The sequence below is a fragment of the Allobosea eneae genome, from assembly GCF_042657265.1.
In the GTDB taxonomy this organism is placed as follows: domain Bacteria; phylum Pseudomonadota; class Alphaproteobacteria; order Rhizobiales; family Beijerinckiaceae; genus Allobosea; species Allobosea eneae.
The window spans coordinates 137,288-156,242 of record NZ_JBHSLW010000011.1 but is presented as its reverse complement, the minus strand read 5'-3'; the positions used below and the strand labels follow the sequence as shown (position 1 = coordinate 156,242).

Genomic DNA, 18,955 nt, shown 5'->3' with positions numbered 1-18,955 from the left:
GGCGAACATCCACGTCTTGAACACCGCTCTCGAAGAACGAAGGCGTGGATGGTCGGGACAAGCCCGACCATGACGGATAGTGTGATTGATCCGGGAGAATCTGCACCCTACCCCTCCTCCCGCTCCCGAAACGCCCGCCGCGCCGCCGAGACATCCGCGTAGTAGGTCTCGGCCCAAGTCCAGACCCCGCAGAAGGCGGCGCTGAGCTCGCGGCCGAGTTCGGTCAGCGTGTAGTCGACATGAGGCGGGATCACCGGGTGGACAGTGCGCACCACCAGCCCGTCGCGCTCCATCTCGCGCAGCGTCTTGGTCAGCATCTTCTGACTGATGCCGCCGACGATGCGCCCGCATTCGGTGAAGCGCAGCGTGCCGTGCTCCTCCAGCGCCTCCAGCACCAGCATCGTCCATTTGTCGGCGACCTGCGCAATCACCTGCCGCACCAGCGATTCCACCGCCTTCGAGACCGGCGGAATCTCCTCACTGCGCTTGTGCATCGCCGCCATTGCCTCGCGAATCGCATGCATTGTGACACTCTCCTTTTGGTGCGTATCGAACCTTTGGGCGCCTTCTTTCGATTGAAGAGTATCGATGCCAGCTGGTGTCTCGCAACCAGGAAAGGGATTTGCGATGAACATCACCGGCAACACCATTCTCATCACCGGCGGCGGCTCCGGCATCGGCCGGGCACTGGCCGAGGCTTTCCACAAGGTGGGCAACCAGGTCGTCATCGCCGGCCGGCGCGAGGCGCTGCTCCACGAGGTGACCTCGGCCAATCCGGGCATGGAAGCGCTCCTGCTGGACATCCAGGACAAGGACGATGTCGCGGCCTTCGCCAAACAGGCGATCGAGAGCTTCCCGGCGCTCAACATCGTCATCCACAATGCCGGCATCATGCGCAGCGAAAAGGTCGCGGCCGGCGACTTCCTCGCCACCGCCGAGGACACGATCGCGACCAATCTGCTCGGGCCGATCCGGCTCACCGCCGCCCTGCTGCCGCATCTGCTGAAGCAGGAGCGTGCGGCGATCCTGACCGTCTCCTCCGGACTCGCCTTCGTGCCGCTGGCGTCGACGCCGGCCTACAGCGCCACCAAGGCCGCGATCCACTCCTGGTCGATGGCGCTGCGCGAGCAGCTCAAGGCAACCTCGGTCGAGGTGATCGAGATCGCCCCGCCCTATGTCCAGACCGAGCTGCTCGGCCCGCAACAGCTGGTCGATCCTGCGGCGATGCCGCTGGCCGAGTTCACCGCCGAGGTGATGTCGCTGCTCGAAAGCCAGCCGGCCTCGGGCGAGATCATCGTCGAGCGCTGCAAGCCGCTGCGCTTTGCCGCCGAGAACGGCCAGGTCGGCGCGATCTTCGCCCAACTCGCCGCCCAGCACGGCTGACAACACAAACCGGTCGTCCCGGGCGGAGCGAAGCGCAGACCCGGGACCCATTCCGGAACGGTTCAGGCATGGGTCCCGGACCAGCGCGGCTTCGCCGCTTGTCCGGGACGACTGCGGAGGGTGTCGAGCCGCATGACATCGGCCTCGCCCCCTGCTAAGCCGCGCCCATGCGCGAAGGCCTCCTCCCCTCGACGGTCGCGACCGTCCTCGAACTGCAAACCAGCGGCGACAAGGCGCGTGCCTTGACCGAGCTCTTGGGCGAGGTCTTCGATCCGACCGAGACGGCGGTTTCCGCCTTCGAGGTCGAGAGCGGCGTCACCACCCTCTCGCTGAACGCGCCCTGGAAGGTCGAGATCTATTTCGCGACGCATCCGGACGAGGAAGCCGTGCGCGACATGCTCCGCCCGATCGTGGGCGACAGCATCGATGCAACGCCCTTCACCACGGTGAAGCAGCAAGACTGGGTCGCCGCTAGCCTGGAGGGCCTGCAGCCGGTGCGCGCCGGCCGCGTCCTCGTCCATGGCTCGCATGACCGCGCCGCCGTGAAGGTCAACGATGTCGCCATCGAGATCGCAGCGGCGCTTGCCTTCGGCACCGGCCACCACGGCACCACCGCCGGCTGCCTGTTGGCGCTCGACGCCGAGTTGAAGAAGCGCAGGCCGCGCAACGCCATCGATGTCGGCACCGGAACCGGCATCCTCGCGCTGGCGCTCGCCAAGCAGGTCAAGCGCAAGGTCGTCGCCGGCGACATCGACGCGGTCGCGAGCGAGGTCTCGGCCCATAATGCGAGGGTCAATCATGCCCCGCAGGCGCTCGACCTGTATGTCGCGCCCGGCCTGCGCCACGCCAAGGCGAACCGGCCGCGCCATTTCGACCTGATCTTCGCCAACATCCTCGCCGGCCCGCTGCGTAAGCTCGCGCCCGCCATCGCCCGCGCCCTTTCCGACGACGGCACGGTGATCCTCTCGGGGCTGCTGGAGATGGACGTCGCCGGCGTGGTCTCGGCCTATCGCCATCAGGGATTGGCGCTGGCGAAGCGCACATCGCGCGAGGGCTGGGCGACGCTGGTCATGAAAAGAGGCGGCGCAGCCGCCAGGCCGCGCCGCCTCCCCTAGGCCCTACGCTTCGAGCGGCCGGCGGCAAATGGCGCCGCCGTAGTGCTCAGAAGCCGAGATGGCCGTACTTCTCTTCGGCCTGCGCCTGCATGGCGCGGGCATCGTGCCAGACCGCCGCAGCGAACTTGGCGCTGTCGACGATGGCGTCATAGGCATGCTTGATGAGGGCGATCATGATGTCGGTTCCTTGTCAGTTGCGCGCGGCGCGGATCGCGGCCTGCGGCGATTGAAGATCAGCGGTTGAAGGGCAGCTCGGCGTCGTCTTTCAGCGTCGTCTGCGGGAAGCCGCCGAGCACCAGCTCGCTCTCGCGCACCAGATAGCTGTGGGCGCGCAGCTCGCGCAGGGCCGAACGGCGGCGGCTCTCGATCAGCGCGGCGTAGAAGCGCTGCCAGAAGCCCTGGCCGGCGGTCTTGGTCTCGGTCGCCTCGGCGCGGGTCGCGGCCGGAAGGACGTCGGTGGAATTCAGCACATAGGTCATAGGGTCTCTCCTCAGATCACGAAGGACAGTCCCGGTCGCTTCCTCGTTCTCTTATGCGACTAAAGTGGGCCGTCTTCGCACCTGCGAGAAGATATGTTCGCATATGCTCAATATGCACAGAGCGCATAACGGAAAAAGAAATCCGTTAAGGAGTGCGCATGTCGCATAGCTCTGAGGCAAATCGCTCAAATGCTAGCCATCCCGCGCCTGCGGCGGAAGCAGGGGCCAAACGGCAGTTTTGCACTGGCCTTTCGCGTGCGCGGAGGCGAGCATGCCGCAAATCCAGCTTGCCGAGCCTGACATGACCGATTCCAAGACCGCCTGCCGCTTCCAGTCCTTCTCCGAGCCGAGCGATCCCTCGCATGTCGCCCCGCGCGTCGCCGCCTTGCGCGCCGCCCTCGCCAAGCAGGGGCTCGACGGCTTCATCGTCCCGCGTGCCGACGAGCACCAGGGCGAGTACGTCCCGGCCCACATGGCGCGCCTTGCCTGGCTGACCGGCTTCACCGGCTCGGCCGGCCACGCCGTCGTGCTGGCCGACAAGGCGGCGCTGATCGTCGACGGCCGCTACACCATCCAGTCGGCGGCGCAGACCGACACCAGCGTCATGACACCGACGAAAATGGAAGAGACCCCGCTCGACAAATGGGTCGAGGCCAATCTGCCGGCCGGCGCCAAGCTCGGCTACGATCCCTGGCTCCACACCGTCGACGGCGTCGCCAAACTGGAGAAAGCCGTCTCGGCGGCTGGCGGCATGCTCGTGCCGGTGACGCCGAACCCGATCGATGCGCTCTGGAGCGACCGCCCGGCCCCGCCGACCGCCCCGGTCAAGGCGCACCCGGCCGCCTATGCCGGCGAAAGTGCTGCCAGCAAGCTCGCCCGCATCCAGCAGGAGCTCGTCAAGGCCAAGGTCGACGCGCTCGTCCTCTCCGACCCGCACGCGCTCGCCTGGACCTTCAACATCCGCGGCGGCGATGTCGAGCACACGCCGCTACCGCTCGGCTATGCCATCGTGCCGCGCGAGGGCCGGCCGACCGTGTTCCTCGCCCCGGAAAAGATCACCAACGAGGCCGGCGACGCCATCGGCGCGCTCGGCGAGATCGCCCCGCCGCAGGCCCTGGAGCAGCAGCTCAAGGCGCTCGGCGCCGCCGGGGCCAAGGTCCGGCTCGATTCCAGCACGGCCGCCTCGGCGCTGGCGACGCCGATCCGCGATGCCGGCGGCACGCCCGAAGCCGGCACCGACCCGATCGCGCTGATGAAGGCCAGGAAGAATGCGGCCGAACTCGCCGGCAGCCGCCGGGCGCATTTGCGCGACGGCGCGGCCATCGTCCGCTTCCTGTCCTGGCTGGCGCGCGAGGCGCCCAAGGGCGGGCTGACCGAGATCGACGCCGTCGCGGCGCTCGAAGCCGAGCGGCTGAAGACCGGCGAACTGCGCGACGTCTCCTTCACCACCATCGCCGGCGCCGGCCCGAACGCGGCGCTGCCGCATTACCGCGTCACCGAGTCGAGCAATCGCAGGATCGAGCCCGGCATCTTCCTGGTCGATTCCGGCGGGCAATACGAGGACGGCACGACCGACATCACCCGCACCATGGCAGTCGGCGAGCCGAGCGCCGAGATGCGCGACCGCTACACCCGCGTGCTCAAGGGCCATCTCGCCATCTCGCGCGCCGTCTTCCCGAAGGGCACCTCCGGCGCCCAGCTCGACGCCTTCGCCCGCGCCCCGCTCTGGCAGGCCGGGCTCGATTTCGATCATGGCACCGGCCATGGCGTCGGCAGCTATCTCTCGGTGCATGAGGGGCCGCAGCGCCTCTCCAAGCTCGGCACCACCCCGCTCGAGCCGGGGATGATCCTCTCGAACGAGCCCGGCTATTACAAGGAAGGAGCCTATGGCATCCGCATCGAAAACCTGATCGTGGTCGAGGAGCGCCAGATCCCCGGCGCCGAGCGCACCATGTACGGCTTCGAGACTGTGACCTGGTGCCCCTATGAGCGGGCGTTGATCGACCTCTCGCTGCTCGACGAGGGCGAGCTCGCCTGGATCAACGCCTATCATGCACAGGTCTGGAGCAATCTCGCGCCGCTGGTCGAAGGCGAGGCGAAGGCGTGGCTGGAGCAGGCGTGTCTGCCGTTGTGAGAGATGCCTCCTTCTCTCATCGGGGGAGAAGGTCCGGCAGGGGATGAGGGCGGTGCGACCGGGTGAGAGGCTGATAGCTCGCCCTGCATGTCCGGCCCTCATCCGTCAGCGCTTCGCGCTGCCACCTTCTCCCCCGAGGGGAGAAGGAAGAGCCGGTCACCCCCACAAATCGGTCGACAGATACTTCAGCCCGGAATCGCAGACGATGACGGCGATTGTCTTCCCGGCCTCGCTCCAGCGCAGCAGCTGAACCGCCGCTGCGACATTCGCCCCGGCCGAGAACCCGCCGAAAATCCCCTCATGGCGCGCCAGCAGCCTCGTCGTCTCGCGCGCATCCTCGCCCGTCACCTGCAGATAGCCATCGACCGGTACGTCCTTCAAAAAGGCGAGATCCGCCATAGCATAGCCGCCGCCCTGGATCGGATGGTCAGGCCTCGTCACCGCTTCCCCCGCCGCAGCCGCGGCACCGGCCGGCTCGACGACATAGCAGCGCAATGTCGGGCTGCGCTCTTTCAGCGCCTTGGTCACGCCGGCATAGCTGCCGCCCGAGCCGATGAAGTCGACGAAGGCGTCGATCGCCCCGCCGCTCTGCTCCCAGAGTTCCGGGCCGGTCGTGCGGTAATGCGCCAGCCAGTTGCCGTCGCGATGGAACTGGTCGGCGCGGAAGGCGCCGCGCTCCCTCGTGATCCGCTTCGCCTCGCGGTCGACGAGTTCGAGATCGCCGCCCGAGACCTGCCCCGGCACCGAACCCGGCAACTGATCGACCAGCACGACCTCCGCCCCGAGCGCCCGCATCATGCGGGCGCGCTCCTCGGAATTGCCCTTCGACATCACGGCGATGAAGGGATAGCCCCGGATTCCGCAGACGATCGCGAGCCCTGTGCCCATATTGCCGGAGGTCAGCTCGACCACGGTCTGGCCGGGCTTCAGCACTCCCGACGCTTCCGCCTCCTCGATGATGCCGAGCGCCGCCCGGTCCTTCTTCGAGAAGCCGGGATTGAGATAGTCGAGCTTGGCGAGGATGGTCCCGCTGACACCGAGATGCCGCGTCAGGCGGTCGAGCCGGACCAGCGGCGTCTCGCCGATCGCCTCGACCACGGAATTCATCACGGGACGCATAGGCTTCCTCCGGGGATCAGGCGACCATGCGCAAGGCAACCACGGTCGCGACGCCGACGGCAACCACGCCGAGCAGCGGCAACCGCATCGCCGCGAGGCCACAGACCAGCGCCGCCACCGTTTCCGGCCAGCCGGTCGCGAGCGCACTCGGCGCGATCACGGCGATCAGCACGGCCGGCGGGATCGCGTCGAAGGCAGCCTGCGCCCGTGGCGACAGATTGAGCCGGCCGACGAGGGCAAGGCCGGCGATGCGGGTGAGATAAGTCACCAGCGCCATGCCGAGGAAGGCGGCGAGATTGATCGGGTCGAGGCTCATTCGGCCGGGCTTTCGACAGGTGTCTCGGCGAGGTCGCCAGCTGCGATCCAGGCGGCGGCGAGACCGCAGAGCGCGCCCGCCAGCACATGCCAGGGCGGCCCGGCGAGCTTGTAGGCGAGCGCCGAGGCGATGCCGGCAGCCGCCACCGTCCAGGCGGTGACCTTGCCCTTCCAGAAGGCGGCGGTCAGCGCGATGAACAGCGCGGTGAAGGCGAAATCGGCACCATAGCGCTTGGGGTCGCCGAGCGCGGCGCCGATGATCGCGCCGGTGGTCGAGGTCGTCAGCCAGCCGAGCACGAAGGGCACGATCATTGCGAACCAGTAGGCCGGCGTGACCGGATGGCTGCGCGCGCGTTTCTCGGCCAGCGCCCAGTTCTCGTCGGCCATGTAATAGAGCCCGCCGAAGAGCTGCGCGGTCGAGAAGCCCTTGAGCTTCGGGGCGACCGAGGCGCTCATCAGGATATGGCGGGCATTGATCAGCGCAGTCGAGAACACCAGCGCGACGATCGGCGCAGGATTCGCCCAGAGCTCGACCGCCGCGAACTGCGCCCCGCCGGCGAAGACGAGCACGCTCATCAGGAAGACTTCCAGCGGCGAGAGCCCCTTGCCGGCGGCGAGCGCGCCGAAGAGCAGGCCGATCGGCACGGCCGCCAGCGCTGCCGGCCAGATGTCGTTGAGCCCGGCCCGGGCTTCGTCTTTCCAGCTCATCGTCTTGTCCATCAGCCGTGATGGGCGGCGCGGAAGACGCCCGGCGTCACGCCGAGCCTCGCCTTGAAGGCGCGGGTCAGATGCGCCTGGTCGCAGAACCCGGTGGCGGCCGCGACCGCGCCGGGAGATTCGCCGCTCCGCAGCCGCTCGCGGGCGCGGCGGATGCGGACATCGACGAGATAGGCATGCGGCGTCAGCCCGGTCTCGCGCCGGAAGGCCCGGATCAGGTGATGCCGCGGCAGGCCCGAGCGCTGGGTGAGGTCCGCCAGCGACAGGTCCTCGTCATAGCGCTGCTCGAGCAGCTCCCGCGCCTGCGCAATCGGCCCGCGCTCACGCCCGACATCACGGATCGAGAGATCGGCATGGCGCGACAGGCACCAGGCATAGGCGCGCAGCAGGCCTTCCTCGCCGGCGAGGCCATCGCCGCCCTCTTCCAGGGCCCGATGCGCGTCCGAGAACAGGGCCGAACCCTCCGGATCCTGCACGGTCGGCTCGCGAAAGAACGGCGTGCCGATCGTTTCGTCGCCGGTGAGCGAGATCGCTACCTCGCGCATCAGCTCGATCGTCGGATAGGTCATCCGGTAGCGATAGCCGCCCTCGCTCGGCGCGCCGTCATGAACGTCGAGCGGGTGGTTGAAGACGAGATCGCCGGTGCGGGCGAAGAGCGCGCGGCCGCGCGCATGCCAGAGCTCACAGCCGGAAAGGATGGTGCCGACCGCATAGGTCTCGTGGGCGTGCGGCGAATAGGTATGGGTCGAGAACCGCGCCGACAGGCACTCCAGCCCGGAGAAGCGCGCCGCCGTGAACAGGCGGGCGTGCTCGCCGTCCCGGAGCGGCATCTCCAGCAATGCTTCGCCTTGGCTGATCAGATCCATGGCGCAAGATAGAGCGGAACCGCGCCTTGATGTCTTGAAGAAAAGTGATGGCGACGATCACGGTCCCAGCAGGCATTCTGGCCGACCTATTCAACCCGACCTGTTCAACCATTGTCATGAAGGCCGGCTTCAAGGACTGAATGTCCAGGGGACCTCAGTCATGCGCATCGCCGCCACCGCCGCTCTCTCGCTCTTGCTCCTTGCGGCCCCCGCCCCGGCTTTCGAAGTCTCCGACGCCGCCAGGATCAGGACCCTGGTCGAAACCGGTATGCAGTACTACTGGTCCGGCGGTGACGTGAAGAAGGCGGAGGCCGATGTCTTCAAGGGCATCACCCTGCACGGCCGCTACGACGTGGTCGAGAAGGCGTTTGCCGAGGCCGCTGCGCTGGCGCCGGACCGGCTTGATTTTCGCTTCGCTGTGGCGTCGACCCAGATCATCCAGAAGAAGCTGACCGAGGCCCGAGCCAGCTATCGCGACATTCTGGCGCGCGACCCGCGCTCCTTCGAGGCACAGGCGTGGCTCGCGGCTCTCGCCCGCGTCGACGGCGATGAGGCAGGCAGCGCTCTCGCCGAGGGCGCCATGGCCGCTCTAGACCGCGCGAAAGCCGAGGCCTACCGCAGCCGTTTCGCCCGCGCGGAGACGGTCATGGCCGAGAAACCGGCGCTCGATATCCCGAAAGCCGGGGGCCGTATCACCATCGTCATCCTCGGTTTCGCCCTGGCCAAGGACGGTACGGCCCAGAAGCCGCTGCTGGATCGGCTTGAGGTCGGCCTCAAGGCGGCGCAGGCCTATCCCAATGCCCGCATCATGGTCACCGGCGGCCAGCCCCAGGCCGGCCTCACCGAGGGCGACGTGATGATGAAGTGGCTGGTCGAGAAGAGCATCGACCGCGACCGCATCCTGATCGAGGACAAATCCAAGGACACGGTCGGCAACATGCTCAATGTCGCCAATTTGCTGAAGCGCCACCACGCCGACAGCGTGGTGCTGCTGACGAGCGCAAGCCATATGCGCCGTTCCCGGGTCCTGCTCGAAGATGCCCTCAGGCAGTACGAGCTCGGCGCACCAGTCCTGCCTGTTTCGGCGCTCGACTTCCCCAGTGTCGAGGAGGCGGCAAAGCTCACCAAGGACGAACGTCTGGTCGTTTACCGCGACCTGCTGCGGGTATCCGGCTTCTGGGCCTATCCGGGCCTGCAGCAGTGAGCCGCCGCAGCAGCCTTTGAGGGCGGATCGTCACCCGGCCAGGGCTGCCGGCGGCTCCCTGCCGGCGACGAGCACCAGCAGCGCTCCGGCGAGCGTCGCCACCGCCATGTAGCCGATCGGGCCGAGGCCGCCGACATGGTTGACCAACAGGCCGCCGAGCACCGCACCGCCGGCGATCGCGACCAGGAAGGCCGCCGTCACCAGCCCGCTCACCGATTCGGCATGGTCTGCCGCGACCCGCATCATCCAGGTCTGGAAGCCGACCGGCGCGAAACCGAAGGCGAAGCCCCAGAGCGCGACCGCGATCCCCGCCACGATCGGCGAGGCTCCGAACTGGAGCAAGACAAGGCCCAGGATGCCGATCGCCAGCGCAAAGGAGACGATCGCGAGCTTGACGCCGCGTCCCGCGACAACGCCACCGGCGAAGTTGCCGACCACATTGCCGAGGCCGTAGCCAAGCAGGACGATAGTGATCGCGCCGACGCCGAGCTGCGGCGCTTGCTCGAGGAAGGGCCGGATATAGGTGAAGCCGGTGAACTGCCCGGAGATGATGACGAGCACCGAGATCAGCATCAGCCGCACACTCGGCCGCGAGAACAGGATCCCCAGCGTGCCCAGCCGCGGCGCCGCCTGCGGCGGCAAGGGCGGCATCGTCGCCAGCAACGCCAGCAGGGCGACGCCGGCAAGGCCGGCCGAGAGCCCGAACACCATGCGCCAGCCAATCAGGGAATCGAGATAGGCCCCGAGCGGTCCGCCGCCGATGAAGGCGGCCGAGACACCGGCCGAGATCAGCGCCAGCGCCCGCGGCACCGACTGCGCCGGCACCAGCCGCAGCGTCAGCGCCGGCGCCATCGACCAGAAGCCGCCAAGCGCAAGGCCGAGCAGGAAGCGCGCCGCCAGCAGCATGACGAAGCCGTTGGCCAGCGCCGTGACCAGGCTCGACAAGGCGAGAAGTGACAAGAGCGACCAGAGCACCAGCCGCCTGTCGAAGCGGCTGGTGACGATCGGCGTGAAGATCGCCGCGGCGACGCCGACCAGCGAGGTCACCGTGACGGTCTGTCCGGCGGCACCGACGCTGATCGAGAGATCTGCGGCGATCGAGGTCAGGACGCTGGCGGGCAGGAATTCGGCGCTGACGAGCGCGAACACGCCCAGGGAGAGGGCGAAGACCGCCGGCCAGGCGGCCATGCGCTCTTCGGGGACGATGCCGACGAGCTCGGCATCGGCGGTGGCTGACAAGGAATCCGACATGGGATGCTCCAGCAAACGGGATGAGCCCTCATCCTGAGGAGGCCGCGCAGCGGCCGTCTCGAAGGATGCTTCAGGAGGCTCCGGAGACAGCTGGAGCATCCTTCGAGACGCCGCTCCGGACAGAGCGGCTCCTCAGGATGAGGGCTTGGGCATTGATGGTTGTCAGAGAACTAGGCGTGACCGGCTGGAGCTTCCATGCTAGAAAACCCGCTATGCTTGACCAATCGTCCAGAAGATCGGGACCGGACCCGCTGACGGAGATGCTGCGCGGCCTCCGGCTCGAAGGCGTCGATTACGCCCGCTACCAGATGACGACGCCCTGGTGCCTGCTGTTCCCGGCCCAGCCGGCGGCGCGCCTGCACTTCATGGCGGAGCGGGGCTGCTGGCTGCGCACGCCCGAGGGCGAGTGGTGCCGGCTCGAACAGGGCGACGCCGTGCTGATGCCGCGCGGCGTCGAGCATGCGCTCGCCAGCGAGCCCGGCCTCCCGGCGAAACCGAACGGCCACTGCGCCTTCCAGCACTGCTGCGGCGAGATCGCCGAGGCGCGCGGCGGTGGCTCTGGAGAAGCCGACGGCGAAGCGACCTTGTTCTTCAGCGCCAGCCTCTGCTTCAACGTCGACGCCCAGCATCCGATGCTGCGGATGATGCCGGAGCTGATGTGGGTGCATGAAATGGCGGTGGCCGAGCCGGCCATTCCCGCCTTGCTGACCACCATGGCGTGCGAACTTGCGCTCGATCGCGTCGGCGCCGGCGGCATCCTGACCCGCCTCGCCGATGTCGTCGCCGCCGCCCTGATCCGCTCCTGGGTCGAGCGCGGCTGCGGCACGGCCACCGGCTGGGTGGCCGCCGCGCGCGACCCCGATATCGGCCGTGTCCTCGCCGCGATCCATCTCAATCCGAGCGAGAACTGGACGGTCGATGCGCTCGCCAGGGTGATGCACGCCTCGCGCTCCGCCTTTGCCGAGCGCTTCGCCAGCGTCGTCGGCGAGACGCCGGCGCGCTACGTCCTGCAGGTCCAGATGCACCAGGCCCGGCAATGGCTGGAGCGCGACAAGCTCCGGATCACCGCCGTCGCCCGCCGTCTCGGCTACGATTCGGAGGCGTCCTTCAGCCGCGCCTTCAAGCGCGTGATCGGCAAGCCGCCAAGCCATTTCCGCAATACCGAGCCGCCGATCCGCGCGACGCGGCCGGTCGACGCCTCCCCTGCCGGCAGCGCCTCGGGGCGCCTTGCCGACCACAGTCCGCCAAGCGTTCGACGGGACGACCATGAGCATCCGCCAGCAATTGATTGAACGCTTCTTTCGCTATGCCGCGATTTCCAGCCAGAGCGACATCAAGGCCACGACGCTGCCGAGCACGCCGGGCCAGCAGCGCCTCGCCGAGCTCCTGGCCGACGAATTGCGCGGGCTCGGCCTCGACGATGTCGAGATCGACGATCGCGCCACCGTCACGGCAGTGAAGCGCGGCACCGTGCCGGATGCGCCGAGGATCGGCTTCATCGCCCATCTCGACACCTTCGATGCCGGCCTCTCGCCCGATATCCGCCCGCAGCTGCTGCGATTCGAGGGCGAGGACCTCTGCCTCAACCGCGACCGGGATATCTGGCTGCGCGTCGCCGAGCATCCGCAGCTGCGCGACTGGCTGGGGGCCGAGATCATCGCCAGCGACGGCACCAGCGTGCTCGGCGCCGACAACAAGGCGGCGATCACCGTGATCATGACCCTGCTCGCCAATCTCAGCCCGCAGGACCGGCATGGCGACATCGCCATCGCCTTCGTGCCGGACGAGGAGATCGGCCTAAGGGGCGCCAAGATCCTCGACCTCGCCCGGTTTCCCTGCGACTTCGCCTATACGATCGACTGCTGCGAGCTCGGCGAGGTGGTGATCGAGAACTTCAACGCGGCGAGCGCCGAAATCACGCTGACCGGCGTCAGCGCCCACCCGATGTCGGCCAAGGGCGTACTGGTGAACCCGGTGCTGATGGCGCAGGACTTCATCAGCCGTTTCGATCGCGCCGAGACGCCGGAGAACACAGAAGGCCGCGAAGGCTATGTCTGGTTCAACGCCATCACGGCCAATGCCAGCGAGGCGAGGCTCGGCGCCCTGATCCGCGACTTCGACCGGCAGAGCTTCGAAGCCCGCAAGCGCCGCTTCAGCGAGGTCGCGAACGAGGTCGCCGCGCTCTACCCGACCGGCCGCGTCGCGTGCGTGGTCAGCGACACCTATGGCAACATCCACGACAGCCTGGGCGACGACCAGCGCCCGGTCGAGTTGCTGTTCGGGGCGCTGGAGCGCTTGCAGATCAGGAAGAAGCAGATCCCGATGCGCGGCGGCACCGACGGCGCGGCGCTCTCGGCCCGCGGCCTGCCGACGCCGAACTTCTTCACCGGCGCCTATAATTTCCACTCGCGCTACGAATTCCTGCCCGTGCCGGCCTTCGAGAAGTCTTATGACGTCGCGCGGATGATCTGCGTGCTGGCGGCGCAACCGCCGTCGGCGACAACCAACTTGCGGTAGCTCCGAAGTTCGTTGAAATGGTCGGCAGGGTCTGGCGTCGGGGCGCAATCTTGCAGGTCAAATCATTGAAGGGCGGCCTCGAGTTCCGTCACCCGGCCTGGCCGACGATCCAGTTCTATTTCGGCATGCCACTCGTCGCGACGCTGCTAACCTACCCGTTGTGGCGCAGCTTCCGTGCGGACGGATTGATTGCCGCGGCTCTGGTCGCTGTCGGCGCGATGCTATCGGTGCTGGCCCATGAATTCGGTCATGCCGCCGTGGCAAAGCGGGTCGGATTGAAGCCCTCGCTCATCCGGTTGTACGCACTCGGCGGCGACGTGACGTGGCAAGCCAAGCACTGGACCCGTGCCGAGGAGCAGCGGATTCTGTGGGCCGGGCCGCTGGTCAATCTCCTGCTCGGGCTAATCTGCCTCGGGACCTACGGGCTGCTCCTGCAGGCGCCTGCATTGCTAGGAATTGCCGATCCCGAGCATGGGCGCACCGTGTTCCTGTCGCCACCGCCAAAGTTTGATCCGGTGCCGCTTCGCGTCCTGCACTGGCTGGGCTGGATCAATCTCGTCCTCGGTTTCCTCAACCTCCTGCCGGCCTATCCCCTGGATGGCGGCAGGCTGGCGCACAACTGGATCGAGCGGCGCTATGGCAGGGCTCGCGCGCTGTTTTGGCTCGGCCTCAGCGGCACTGGGCTGGCGATCCTGGCCAAGCTCGCCTTCGTCATGAGCCTTCTGGCGGGTATGCTGATCTGGCCCCCGCCAGATTTCGCGCCGAACTGGGCCGCCTTCAAGAAGGGACGCCGCCTGCTCGCGGCCAAGCCGCAGGGGCCCTGAGCCAGCGCCGATCCGCCTTCTACCCCCCGACCAGCTCGAACCACCCGGCTTCGTCGATCACCTTGACGCCATGCTTGGCGGCATCCTTGAGCTTCGAGCCGGCACCCGGCCCCGCCACCAAGAGGTCCGTCTTGGACGAGACCGAGCCGGCGACCTTGGCCCCTAGCCGCTCGGCCATCGCCTTGGCCTCGTCGCGGGTCATGCGTTCGAGTGCACCGGTGAAGACGACGATCTGGCCGGCCACCGGGCTGGATGACGCCACCGCCTCGAGCGGCTGCGGCGTCACCTCGGCCAGCAGCCGGGCGAGCATCTGCTGGTTGTGCTCCTCGGCGAAGAACTGCAGCAGCGCCTCGACCACGGTCGGGCCGACGCCGTCGATCGCATCGAGCGCCGCCCGCTCCTCGCTCTCAGGATTCTCGGCGGCGAGGCAGGCGGCCTGCAGCGCCTCGAACGAGCCGTAATGGCGTGCCAGCAGCCGCGCATTGGTCTCGCCGATATGGCGGATGCCTAGCCCGAAGATGAAGCGGTTGAGCGGGGGCCTCCGCCGGTCGTCGATCGCCTCGAACAGCTTCTTGGTGCTGGTCGCGCCGAAGCCTTCCTTGTCCTTGAGCTTCTTCAGGTTCGCAGCATCGCGCTCAGCCAGCGTGAAGATGTCGGCCGGCTCCTTCACCGGCAGATCCGGATCGGCGTGGAAGAACTCGATCTGCTTGTCGCCGAGCCCGTCGATGTCGAGCGCGTCGCGCGAGACGAAGTGCTTCAGACGCTCGACCGCCTGCGCCTCGCAGATCAGGCCGCCGGTGCAGCGGCGCACCGCATCCTCCTTGCCCGAACGCGGATTGTGCTCGCGCACCGCATCCGAGCCGCAGACCGGGCAGGTCGTCGGGAAAACGTAAGGCTGCGCATCAGCTGGGCGCTTGGCGAGATCGACCGCCTCGACGCGCGGGATGACGTCGCCGGCGCGCTTCACCGTGACGGTGTCGCCGATGCGGATGTCGCTGCCGTCGCGGATCGGCAGCCCCTTCGAATCGAAGCCGCGGATATAGTCCTCATTGTGCAGCGTCGCATTGGTGACGACGACGCCGCCGACCGTGACCGGCTTCAGCCGTGCCACCGGCGAAAGCGCCCCGGTGCGCCCGACCTGGATGTCGATCGCCTCCAGCACGGTGGTCGCGAGCTCGGCCGGGAATTTATGCGCGATCGCCCAGCGCGGCGCCCGCGCGACGAAGCCGAGCCGCGCTTGCAGTGCTAGATCATCGACCTTGTAGACCACGCCGTCGATGTCGTAGCCGAGCGTGGCGCGCTGCGCCTCGATCGACCGGTAATGCGCCAGCAGCGCCTCGACGCTGTCGCAGCGCGCCATCAGCGGGTTGGTGCGGAAGCCCCAACGTGCGAAGGCCTCGACCACGCCGAACTGTGTCGGCGCCGGCAGGACCGGCATCTCGCCCCAGGCATAGGCGAAGAAGCGCAAGGGCCGGCTGGCGGTGATCGAGACGTCGAGCTGCCGCAGCGAGCCGGCGGCGGCATTGCGCGGATTGGCGAATTCGCGCTCTTGCCTGTCGCGCTGGCGCTGGTTGATCGCGGCGAAATCGGCATGGCCGAGATAGATCTCGCCACGCACCTCGGCGATCTCGGGGACGTCCTTGCCCTTCAGCCGGTGCGGGATCTCCGAAATCGTGCGGGCGTTGGCGGTGACGTCCTCGCCCTCCTCGCCATCGCCGCGAGTCGCGGCGCTGACCAGTTCGCCTTCCTCGTAGCGCAGCGAGAGCGAGAGGCCGTCGATCTTCGGTTCGGCGGTGAAGGCGATCGGCTGGTCGTCCTTGCGGCCGAGGAAGGTCCGCACGCGGGTGACGAAATCGGCGATGTCCTCGTCGGCAAAAGCGTTGTTGAGCGACAGCATCGGCACGCGATGCCGGATCTTGGCGAACTTGCCGGAGGGCTTGGCGCCGACCTTGTCGGAGAGCGCCTCGGCCCCTTTCAGCTCGGGAAAGGCGCTTTCCAGCGCGGTCAGCCGGCGGAACTTCGCGTCGAAAGTCGCGTCGTCCATGATCGGCGCGCTGTCGCTGTGATAGGCCTCGTTCGCCGCGGCGATCTCGGGCGCCAGCAGCTGGTGCTCGGCGCGCGCCGCCTCGGGCGTCAGATCTTCGACGGGAGTGGGAACAGTGTCGGCCATGGCGCAGTTCTAGTTGAGGGGAAGTCCGCTGCGAAGCGTCTGTTTCACGATTTGGGTACGCCGATTTGTGGCAGGAGCGCGCCGGGTGTAGGCTGACCCCGCTGAAATGGATGCTCGACGCCTCGCAGGTCTTGACCGGAGGATCGCGTCAGGACCGCCAGGCGAACCGGGCCGCAACCGGGAAGAACGCCATGGCCGATACGCATATCCATCATCCCCCGATGGCGGCGAACGATGCTGCGCCTGCCGATGCCCTGCCCGTCAACGAGATCGGCATCGCCGACATCAAGGATGCCCTGAGGCAAGGGTATTCTGACTTCATGGCCCAGCCGAGCCATCTGCTCTTCATCGCCCTGATCTATCCGATCGCCGGCATCCTGCTGGCCCGCCTGACGGTGAGCTACAACATCTTCCCGCTGCTGTTCCCGCTGGCTTCGGGCTTCGCCTTGCTCGGCCCCTTCGCCGCGATCGGCCTTTACGAGATCAGCCGCCGCCGCGAGGCCGGCATGGATACCTCCTGGAAGCATGCGCTCGACGTCGTGCATTCGCCCGGCATCGGCCAGATCGCGACGCTCGGCGCGCTCCTGATGGGCGTCTTCCTCGCCTGGCTGTTCAGCGCCTGGATCATCTATCGCTGGCTGATGGGCGATGTCCCGCTCGACTCCTTCGAAGGTTTCATGACGCCGCTGCTGACCACCGCGAACGGCTGGACGATGATCATCCTCGGCAATTCGCTCGGGCTGCTCTTCGCCATCCTGGTGTTCGCGATGACGGTGATCTCCTTCCCGCTGATGCTCGACCGGCACGTGAGCATGGCGACCGCGGTGAAGACCTCGATGGCCGCCGTCGAGAAGAGCCCGCGCGGCATGCTGTACTGGGCCCTGACGATCACGGCCCTGCTGGTGCTCGGCTCGCTGCCGGTGCTGGTCGGCCTGATCATCGTCATGCCGGTGCTCGGCCACGCCAGCTGGCACCTCTACCGCAAGGTCGTGCCGCGGTAGCCATCTCGGGTCATGCTCGGGCTCGACCCGAGCATCTCAGGCCGGATGAGGCGCTGACTGGCGCCTCATCGTCATGAGATCCTCGGGTCTCCGCTTCGCTGCGCCGGAGAATGACGATCCCGCTCAATGCTGATCGACCGAGACCTCGCGCGTCAGCCCGCGCCGGACCAGCCCGACCGCGAACAGCACCGGCAGCGAGGCGATCAGCCCCATCGCCGAGAGCTTGCCCCACAAGGTCTCGTCCTCGTTGATCAGCGTCGCGATGAAGGCCGGCAGGGTGAATTTCGACGGCGTCTGGATGAAGAGCAGCGCGAACAGGAATTCGTTCCAGCTCATGATCGCGACGAAGACCGCGGTCGCGACCAGCCCCGGCATCAGCAGCGGCACAACGATCTCCAGCAGCCGCTTCAGGAAGCCGGCGCCGTCGAGCATCGCCGCCTCCTCGAAGGAATAGGGCACGTCGCGCACGAAGCCGAGCAGCATCCAGATCGCGAAGGGCAGCGCCAGGATCTGGTTGGCGAGGATCAGCCCGAGATGGGTGTCGAGCAAGCCGAGCGCCCGCAGCACCTGGTAGAGCGGGATGGCGAGCGCGATCGGCGGCGCCAGCTTGATCACCAGGACGAAGCCGAGGAAGACAATGTCGAAGCGCCTGGGCAATTCGAAGCGCGCCAGCGCATAGGCCGCCGGCAAGCCGGCCAGCAACGACAGGGCCACGGTGCCGAGCGCCACCACGACGCTGTTGAGGCCGAGCCGCCACATCCCGCCATCGAGCAGCACGCGATAATGCGTCAGCGTCGGCTCCTGCGGCCAGAGCGCGATCGAGGTCGAGACATATTCGGCCGGCGGCTTGAACGAGGTCGCGACCATCCAGACCAGCGGGATCAGCGACAGCGCGCAGAGCCCGAAGGCGGCGATGATCCGGATCATCGGCCAGCCCCTTTGAGGAGTGAGGCCGCATAGACCACCGCTAGCAGGCCAGCGACGGCGATCATCACCACCGCGGCGGCCGAAGCCAGGCCGATGTCGAAGAAGCGGAAGCACTGCCGGTAGACGAACATCGAGACCGTCTCGGTCGCCTGCCCCGGCCCGCCGCCGGTCATCGCATAGACCTTGTCGAACAGCTTGAAACTGTCGACCGAGCGCAGCAGCGCCGCGACGAAAAGATAGGGCGCAAGCAGCGGCAGCGTCATGTCGCGAAAGCGCCGCCACGGCCCGGCGCCATCGACGCGGGCGGCCTCGTAGACGTCCTGCGGGATCAGGCGCAGGCCGGCGAAGATGATCAGGAAGGCGAAGGGCGCGGTCTGCCAAAGATCGACCAGCACGATCGACCAGAGCGCGAGGTTGGGGTCGAACAGCCAGGGCACGCCGGGCAGGCCGACGGTGCGCAGGAGGTTGTTGAGGAAGCCGAGATCGAAATGGAACCAGGCCCGCCAGATCGCGGTGACCACCATGGTCGAGAGCACGAAGGGCGCGAGCAGAAGCGTCATGACCAGCGTACGGCCGGGAAAGCCACGGTTCAGCAGCAGCGCCAGCCCCAGGCCGGCCGCGACCTCGAGGATGGTCGAGACCACCGTGAACAGCACGGTGTTGGTCACCGCCTGCCGGAAGAAGCGGCTGTCCCAAAGCTCGCGAAAATTCTCGAGGCCGACGAATTTTGCGTTCTCGAAGCCGTAATCGGTGGCGAACAGCGACAGCGCCAGCGTCCGCCCGAGCGGATAGAGCGTCAGCCCGGCGAAGATCAGAAGCGCCGGCGTCAGCAGGAGCCAGGGCAGCAGGCGGCGGGAAGCGGTCATGAGATCAAAGGCATTGAACTGAGAATACCCCTCCGAAGTCATCCCGGACGCAGCGAAGCGGAGATCC

At 67.6% G+C, this 18,955-nt stretch carries 19 protein-coding genes; 8 read left to right on the top strand and 11 right to left on the bottom strand.

Features of this window, described 5'->3' with window-relative positions; genetic code table 11:
• Positions 1-107 precede the first annotated feature (107 nt).
• Positions 108-503 carry a winged helix-turn-helix transcriptional regulator gene (locus ACFPOB_RS10745; RefSeq protein ID WP_377798315.1) on the bottom strand — a complete coding sequence of 132 codons (396 nt, stop codon included), beginning with the start codon at positions 501-503 and terminating at the stop codon, positions 108-110.
• Between the two features lie 124 nt (positions 504-627).
• On the opposite strand from ACFPOB_RS10745, the gene ACFPOB_RS10740 reads away from it, so the two are divergent.
• Positions 628-1,383, top strand: coding sequence for an SDR family oxidoreductase (locus ACFPOB_RS10740; protein WP_377798195.1), 756 nt, complete (start codon positions 628-630; stop codon positions 1,381-1,383).
• A gap of 167 nt (positions 1,384-1,550) precedes the next feature.
• Complete coding sequence (locus tag ACFPOB_RS10735) at positions 1,551-2,498, top strand: 50S ribosomal protein L11 methyltransferase (RefSeq protein ID WP_377798194.1); 948 nt, start codon at positions 1,551-1,553, stop codon at positions 2,496-2,498.
• A gap of 46 nt (positions 2,499-2,544) precedes the next feature.
• On the opposite strand, the gene ACFPOB_RS10730 is transcribed toward ACFPOB_RS10735, so the two are convergent.
• Positions 2,545-2,673, bottom strand: a complete 129-nt coding sequence (locus ACFPOB_RS10730) for a hypothetical protein (protein WP_377798193.1) — start codon at positions 2,671-2,673, stop codon at positions 2,545-2,547.
• A 58-nt stretch (positions 2,674-2,731) separates the two neighbouring features.
• Positions 2,732-2,977 carry a hypothetical protein gene (locus tag ACFPOB_RS10725; RefSeq protein ID WP_092160762.1) on the bottom strand — a complete coding sequence of 82 codons (246 nt, stop codon included), beginning with the start codon at positions 2,975-2,977 and terminating at the stop codon, positions 2,732-2,734.
• 271 nt (positions 2,978-3,248) lie between these two features.
• Between ACFPOB_RS10725 and ACFPOB_RS10720 the strand changes: the two genes are divergently transcribed.
• On the top strand, positions 3,249-5,111 hold the full coding sequence (locus ACFPOB_RS10720; RefSeq protein ID WP_377798192.1) for an aminopeptidase P family protein: 1,863 nt from the start codon (positions 3,249-3,251) through the stop codon (positions 5,109-5,111).
• Between the two features lie 156 nt (positions 5,112-5,267).
• Here the strand turns inward: ACFPOB_RS10720 and ACFPOB_RS10715 are convergent, their stop codons facing one another.
• The 4 genes from ACFPOB_RS10715 to ACFPOB_RS10700 are packed head-to-tail and all read right to left on the bottom strand — an operon-like array spanning position 5,268 to position 8,092.
• Positions 5,268-6,230, bottom strand: a complete 963-nt coding sequence (locus ACFPOB_RS10715) for a PLP-dependent cysteine synthase family protein (protein ID WP_377798191.1) — start codon at positions 6,228-6,230, stop codon at positions 5,268-5,270.
• Between the two features lie 16 nt (positions 6,231-6,246).
• Positions 6,247-6,546 (bottom strand): AzlD family protein, encoded by a 300-nt coding sequence (locus ACFPOB_RS10710; RefSeq protein ID WP_377798190.1) that lies wholly within the window; start codon positions 6,544-6,546, stop codon positions 6,247-6,249.
• Positions 6,543-7,253, bottom strand: a complete 711-nt coding sequence (locus tag ACFPOB_RS10705; RefSeq protein WP_377798188.1) for an AzlC family ABC transporter permease — start codon at positions 7,251-7,253, stop codon at positions 6,543-6,545. The genes ACFPOB_RS10710 and ACFPOB_RS10705 overlap by 4 nt, the downstream gene beginning before the upstream one ends.
• An 11-nt stretch (positions 7,254-7,264) precedes the next feature.
• A complete protein-coding gene (locus ACFPOB_RS10700) occupies positions 7,265-8,092 on the bottom strand; it encodes an AraC family transcriptional regulator (RefSeq protein ID WP_377798187.1) in 828 nt (275 codons plus the stop codon).
• A 196-nt stretch (positions 8,093-8,288) separates the two neighbouring features.
• On the opposite strand from ACFPOB_RS10700, the gene ACFPOB_RS10695 reads away from it, so the two are divergent.
• Complete coding sequence (locus ACFPOB_RS10695) at positions 8,289-9,332, top strand: YdcF family protein (protein ID WP_377798186.1); 1,044 nt, start codon at positions 8,289-8,291, stop codon at positions 9,330-9,332.
• A 30-nt stretch (positions 9,333-9,362) separates the two neighbouring features.
• On the opposite strand, the gene ACFPOB_RS10690 is transcribed toward ACFPOB_RS10695, so the two are convergent.
• The gene (locus tag ACFPOB_RS10690) at positions 9,363-10,583 is read right to left on the bottom strand and encodes an MFS transporter (RefSeq protein WP_377798184.1); all 1,221 of its coding nucleotides are present in this window, start codon (positions 10,581-10,583) and stop codon (positions 9,363-9,365) included.
• 212 nt (positions 10,584-10,795) lie between these two features.
• On the opposite strand from ACFPOB_RS10690, the gene ACFPOB_RS10685 reads away from it, so the two are divergent.
• The 3 genes from ACFPOB_RS10685 to ACFPOB_RS10675 are packed head-to-tail and all read left to right on the top strand — an operon-like array spanning position 10,796 to position 13,924.
• Positions 10,796-11,875 carry an AraC family transcriptional regulator gene (locus ACFPOB_RS10685; protein WP_377798183.1) on the top strand — a complete coding sequence of 360 codons (1,080 nt, stop codon included), beginning with the start codon at positions 10,796-10,798 and terminating at the stop codon, positions 11,873-11,875.
• Entirely contained in the window at positions 11,850-13,100 is a 1,251-nt protein-coding gene (gene pepT, locus ACFPOB_RS10680) for a peptidase T (protein ID WP_377798182.1), read from the top strand. Before ACFPOB_RS10685 ends, pepT begins: the two co-directional genes overlap by 26 nt.
• Positions 13,101-13,150: 50 nt before the next feature.
• Entirely contained in the window at positions 13,151-13,924 is a 774-nt protein-coding gene (locus tag ACFPOB_RS10675; RefSeq protein WP_377798180.1) for a M50 family metallopeptidase, read from the top strand.
• Between the two features lie 19 nt (positions 13,925-13,943).
• Here ACFPOB_RS10675 and ligA read toward each other — a convergent pair whose 3' ends face one another.
• Positions 13,944-16,094, bottom strand: a complete 2,151-nt coding sequence (gene ligA, locus ACFPOB_RS10670) for an NAD-dependent DNA ligase LigA (protein WP_377798178.1) — start codon at positions 16,092-16,094, stop codon at positions 13,944-13,946.
• Between the two features lie 221 nt (positions 16,095-16,315).
• On the opposite strand from ligA, the gene ACFPOB_RS10665 reads away from it, so the two are divergent.
• Positions 16,316-17,095: a DUF2189 domain-containing protein gene (locus tag ACFPOB_RS10665; RefSeq protein WP_377798313.1), complete on the top strand. Its 780-nt coding sequence runs from the start codon at positions 16,316-16,318 to the stop codon at positions 17,093-17,095.
• Between the two features lie 123 nt (positions 17,096-17,218).
• Here the strand turns inward: ACFPOB_RS10665 and ACFPOB_RS10660 are convergent, their stop codons facing one another.
• Together ACFPOB_RS10660 and ACFPOB_RS10655 are read right to left on the bottom strand one after the other, a co-directional pair.
• On the bottom strand, positions 17,219-18,022 hold the full coding sequence (locus ACFPOB_RS10660) for a carbohydrate ABC transporter permease (RefSeq protein ID WP_377798176.1): 804 nt from the start codon (positions 18,020-18,022) through the stop codon (positions 17,219-17,221).
• Entirely contained in the window at positions 18,019-18,888 is an 870-nt protein-coding gene (locus tag ACFPOB_RS10655; RefSeq protein ID WP_377798174.1) for a carbohydrate ABC transporter permease, read from the bottom strand. The genes ACFPOB_RS10660 and ACFPOB_RS10655 overlap by 4 nt, the downstream gene beginning before the upstream one ends.
• Positions 18,889-18,955: the final 67 nt, after the last annotated feature.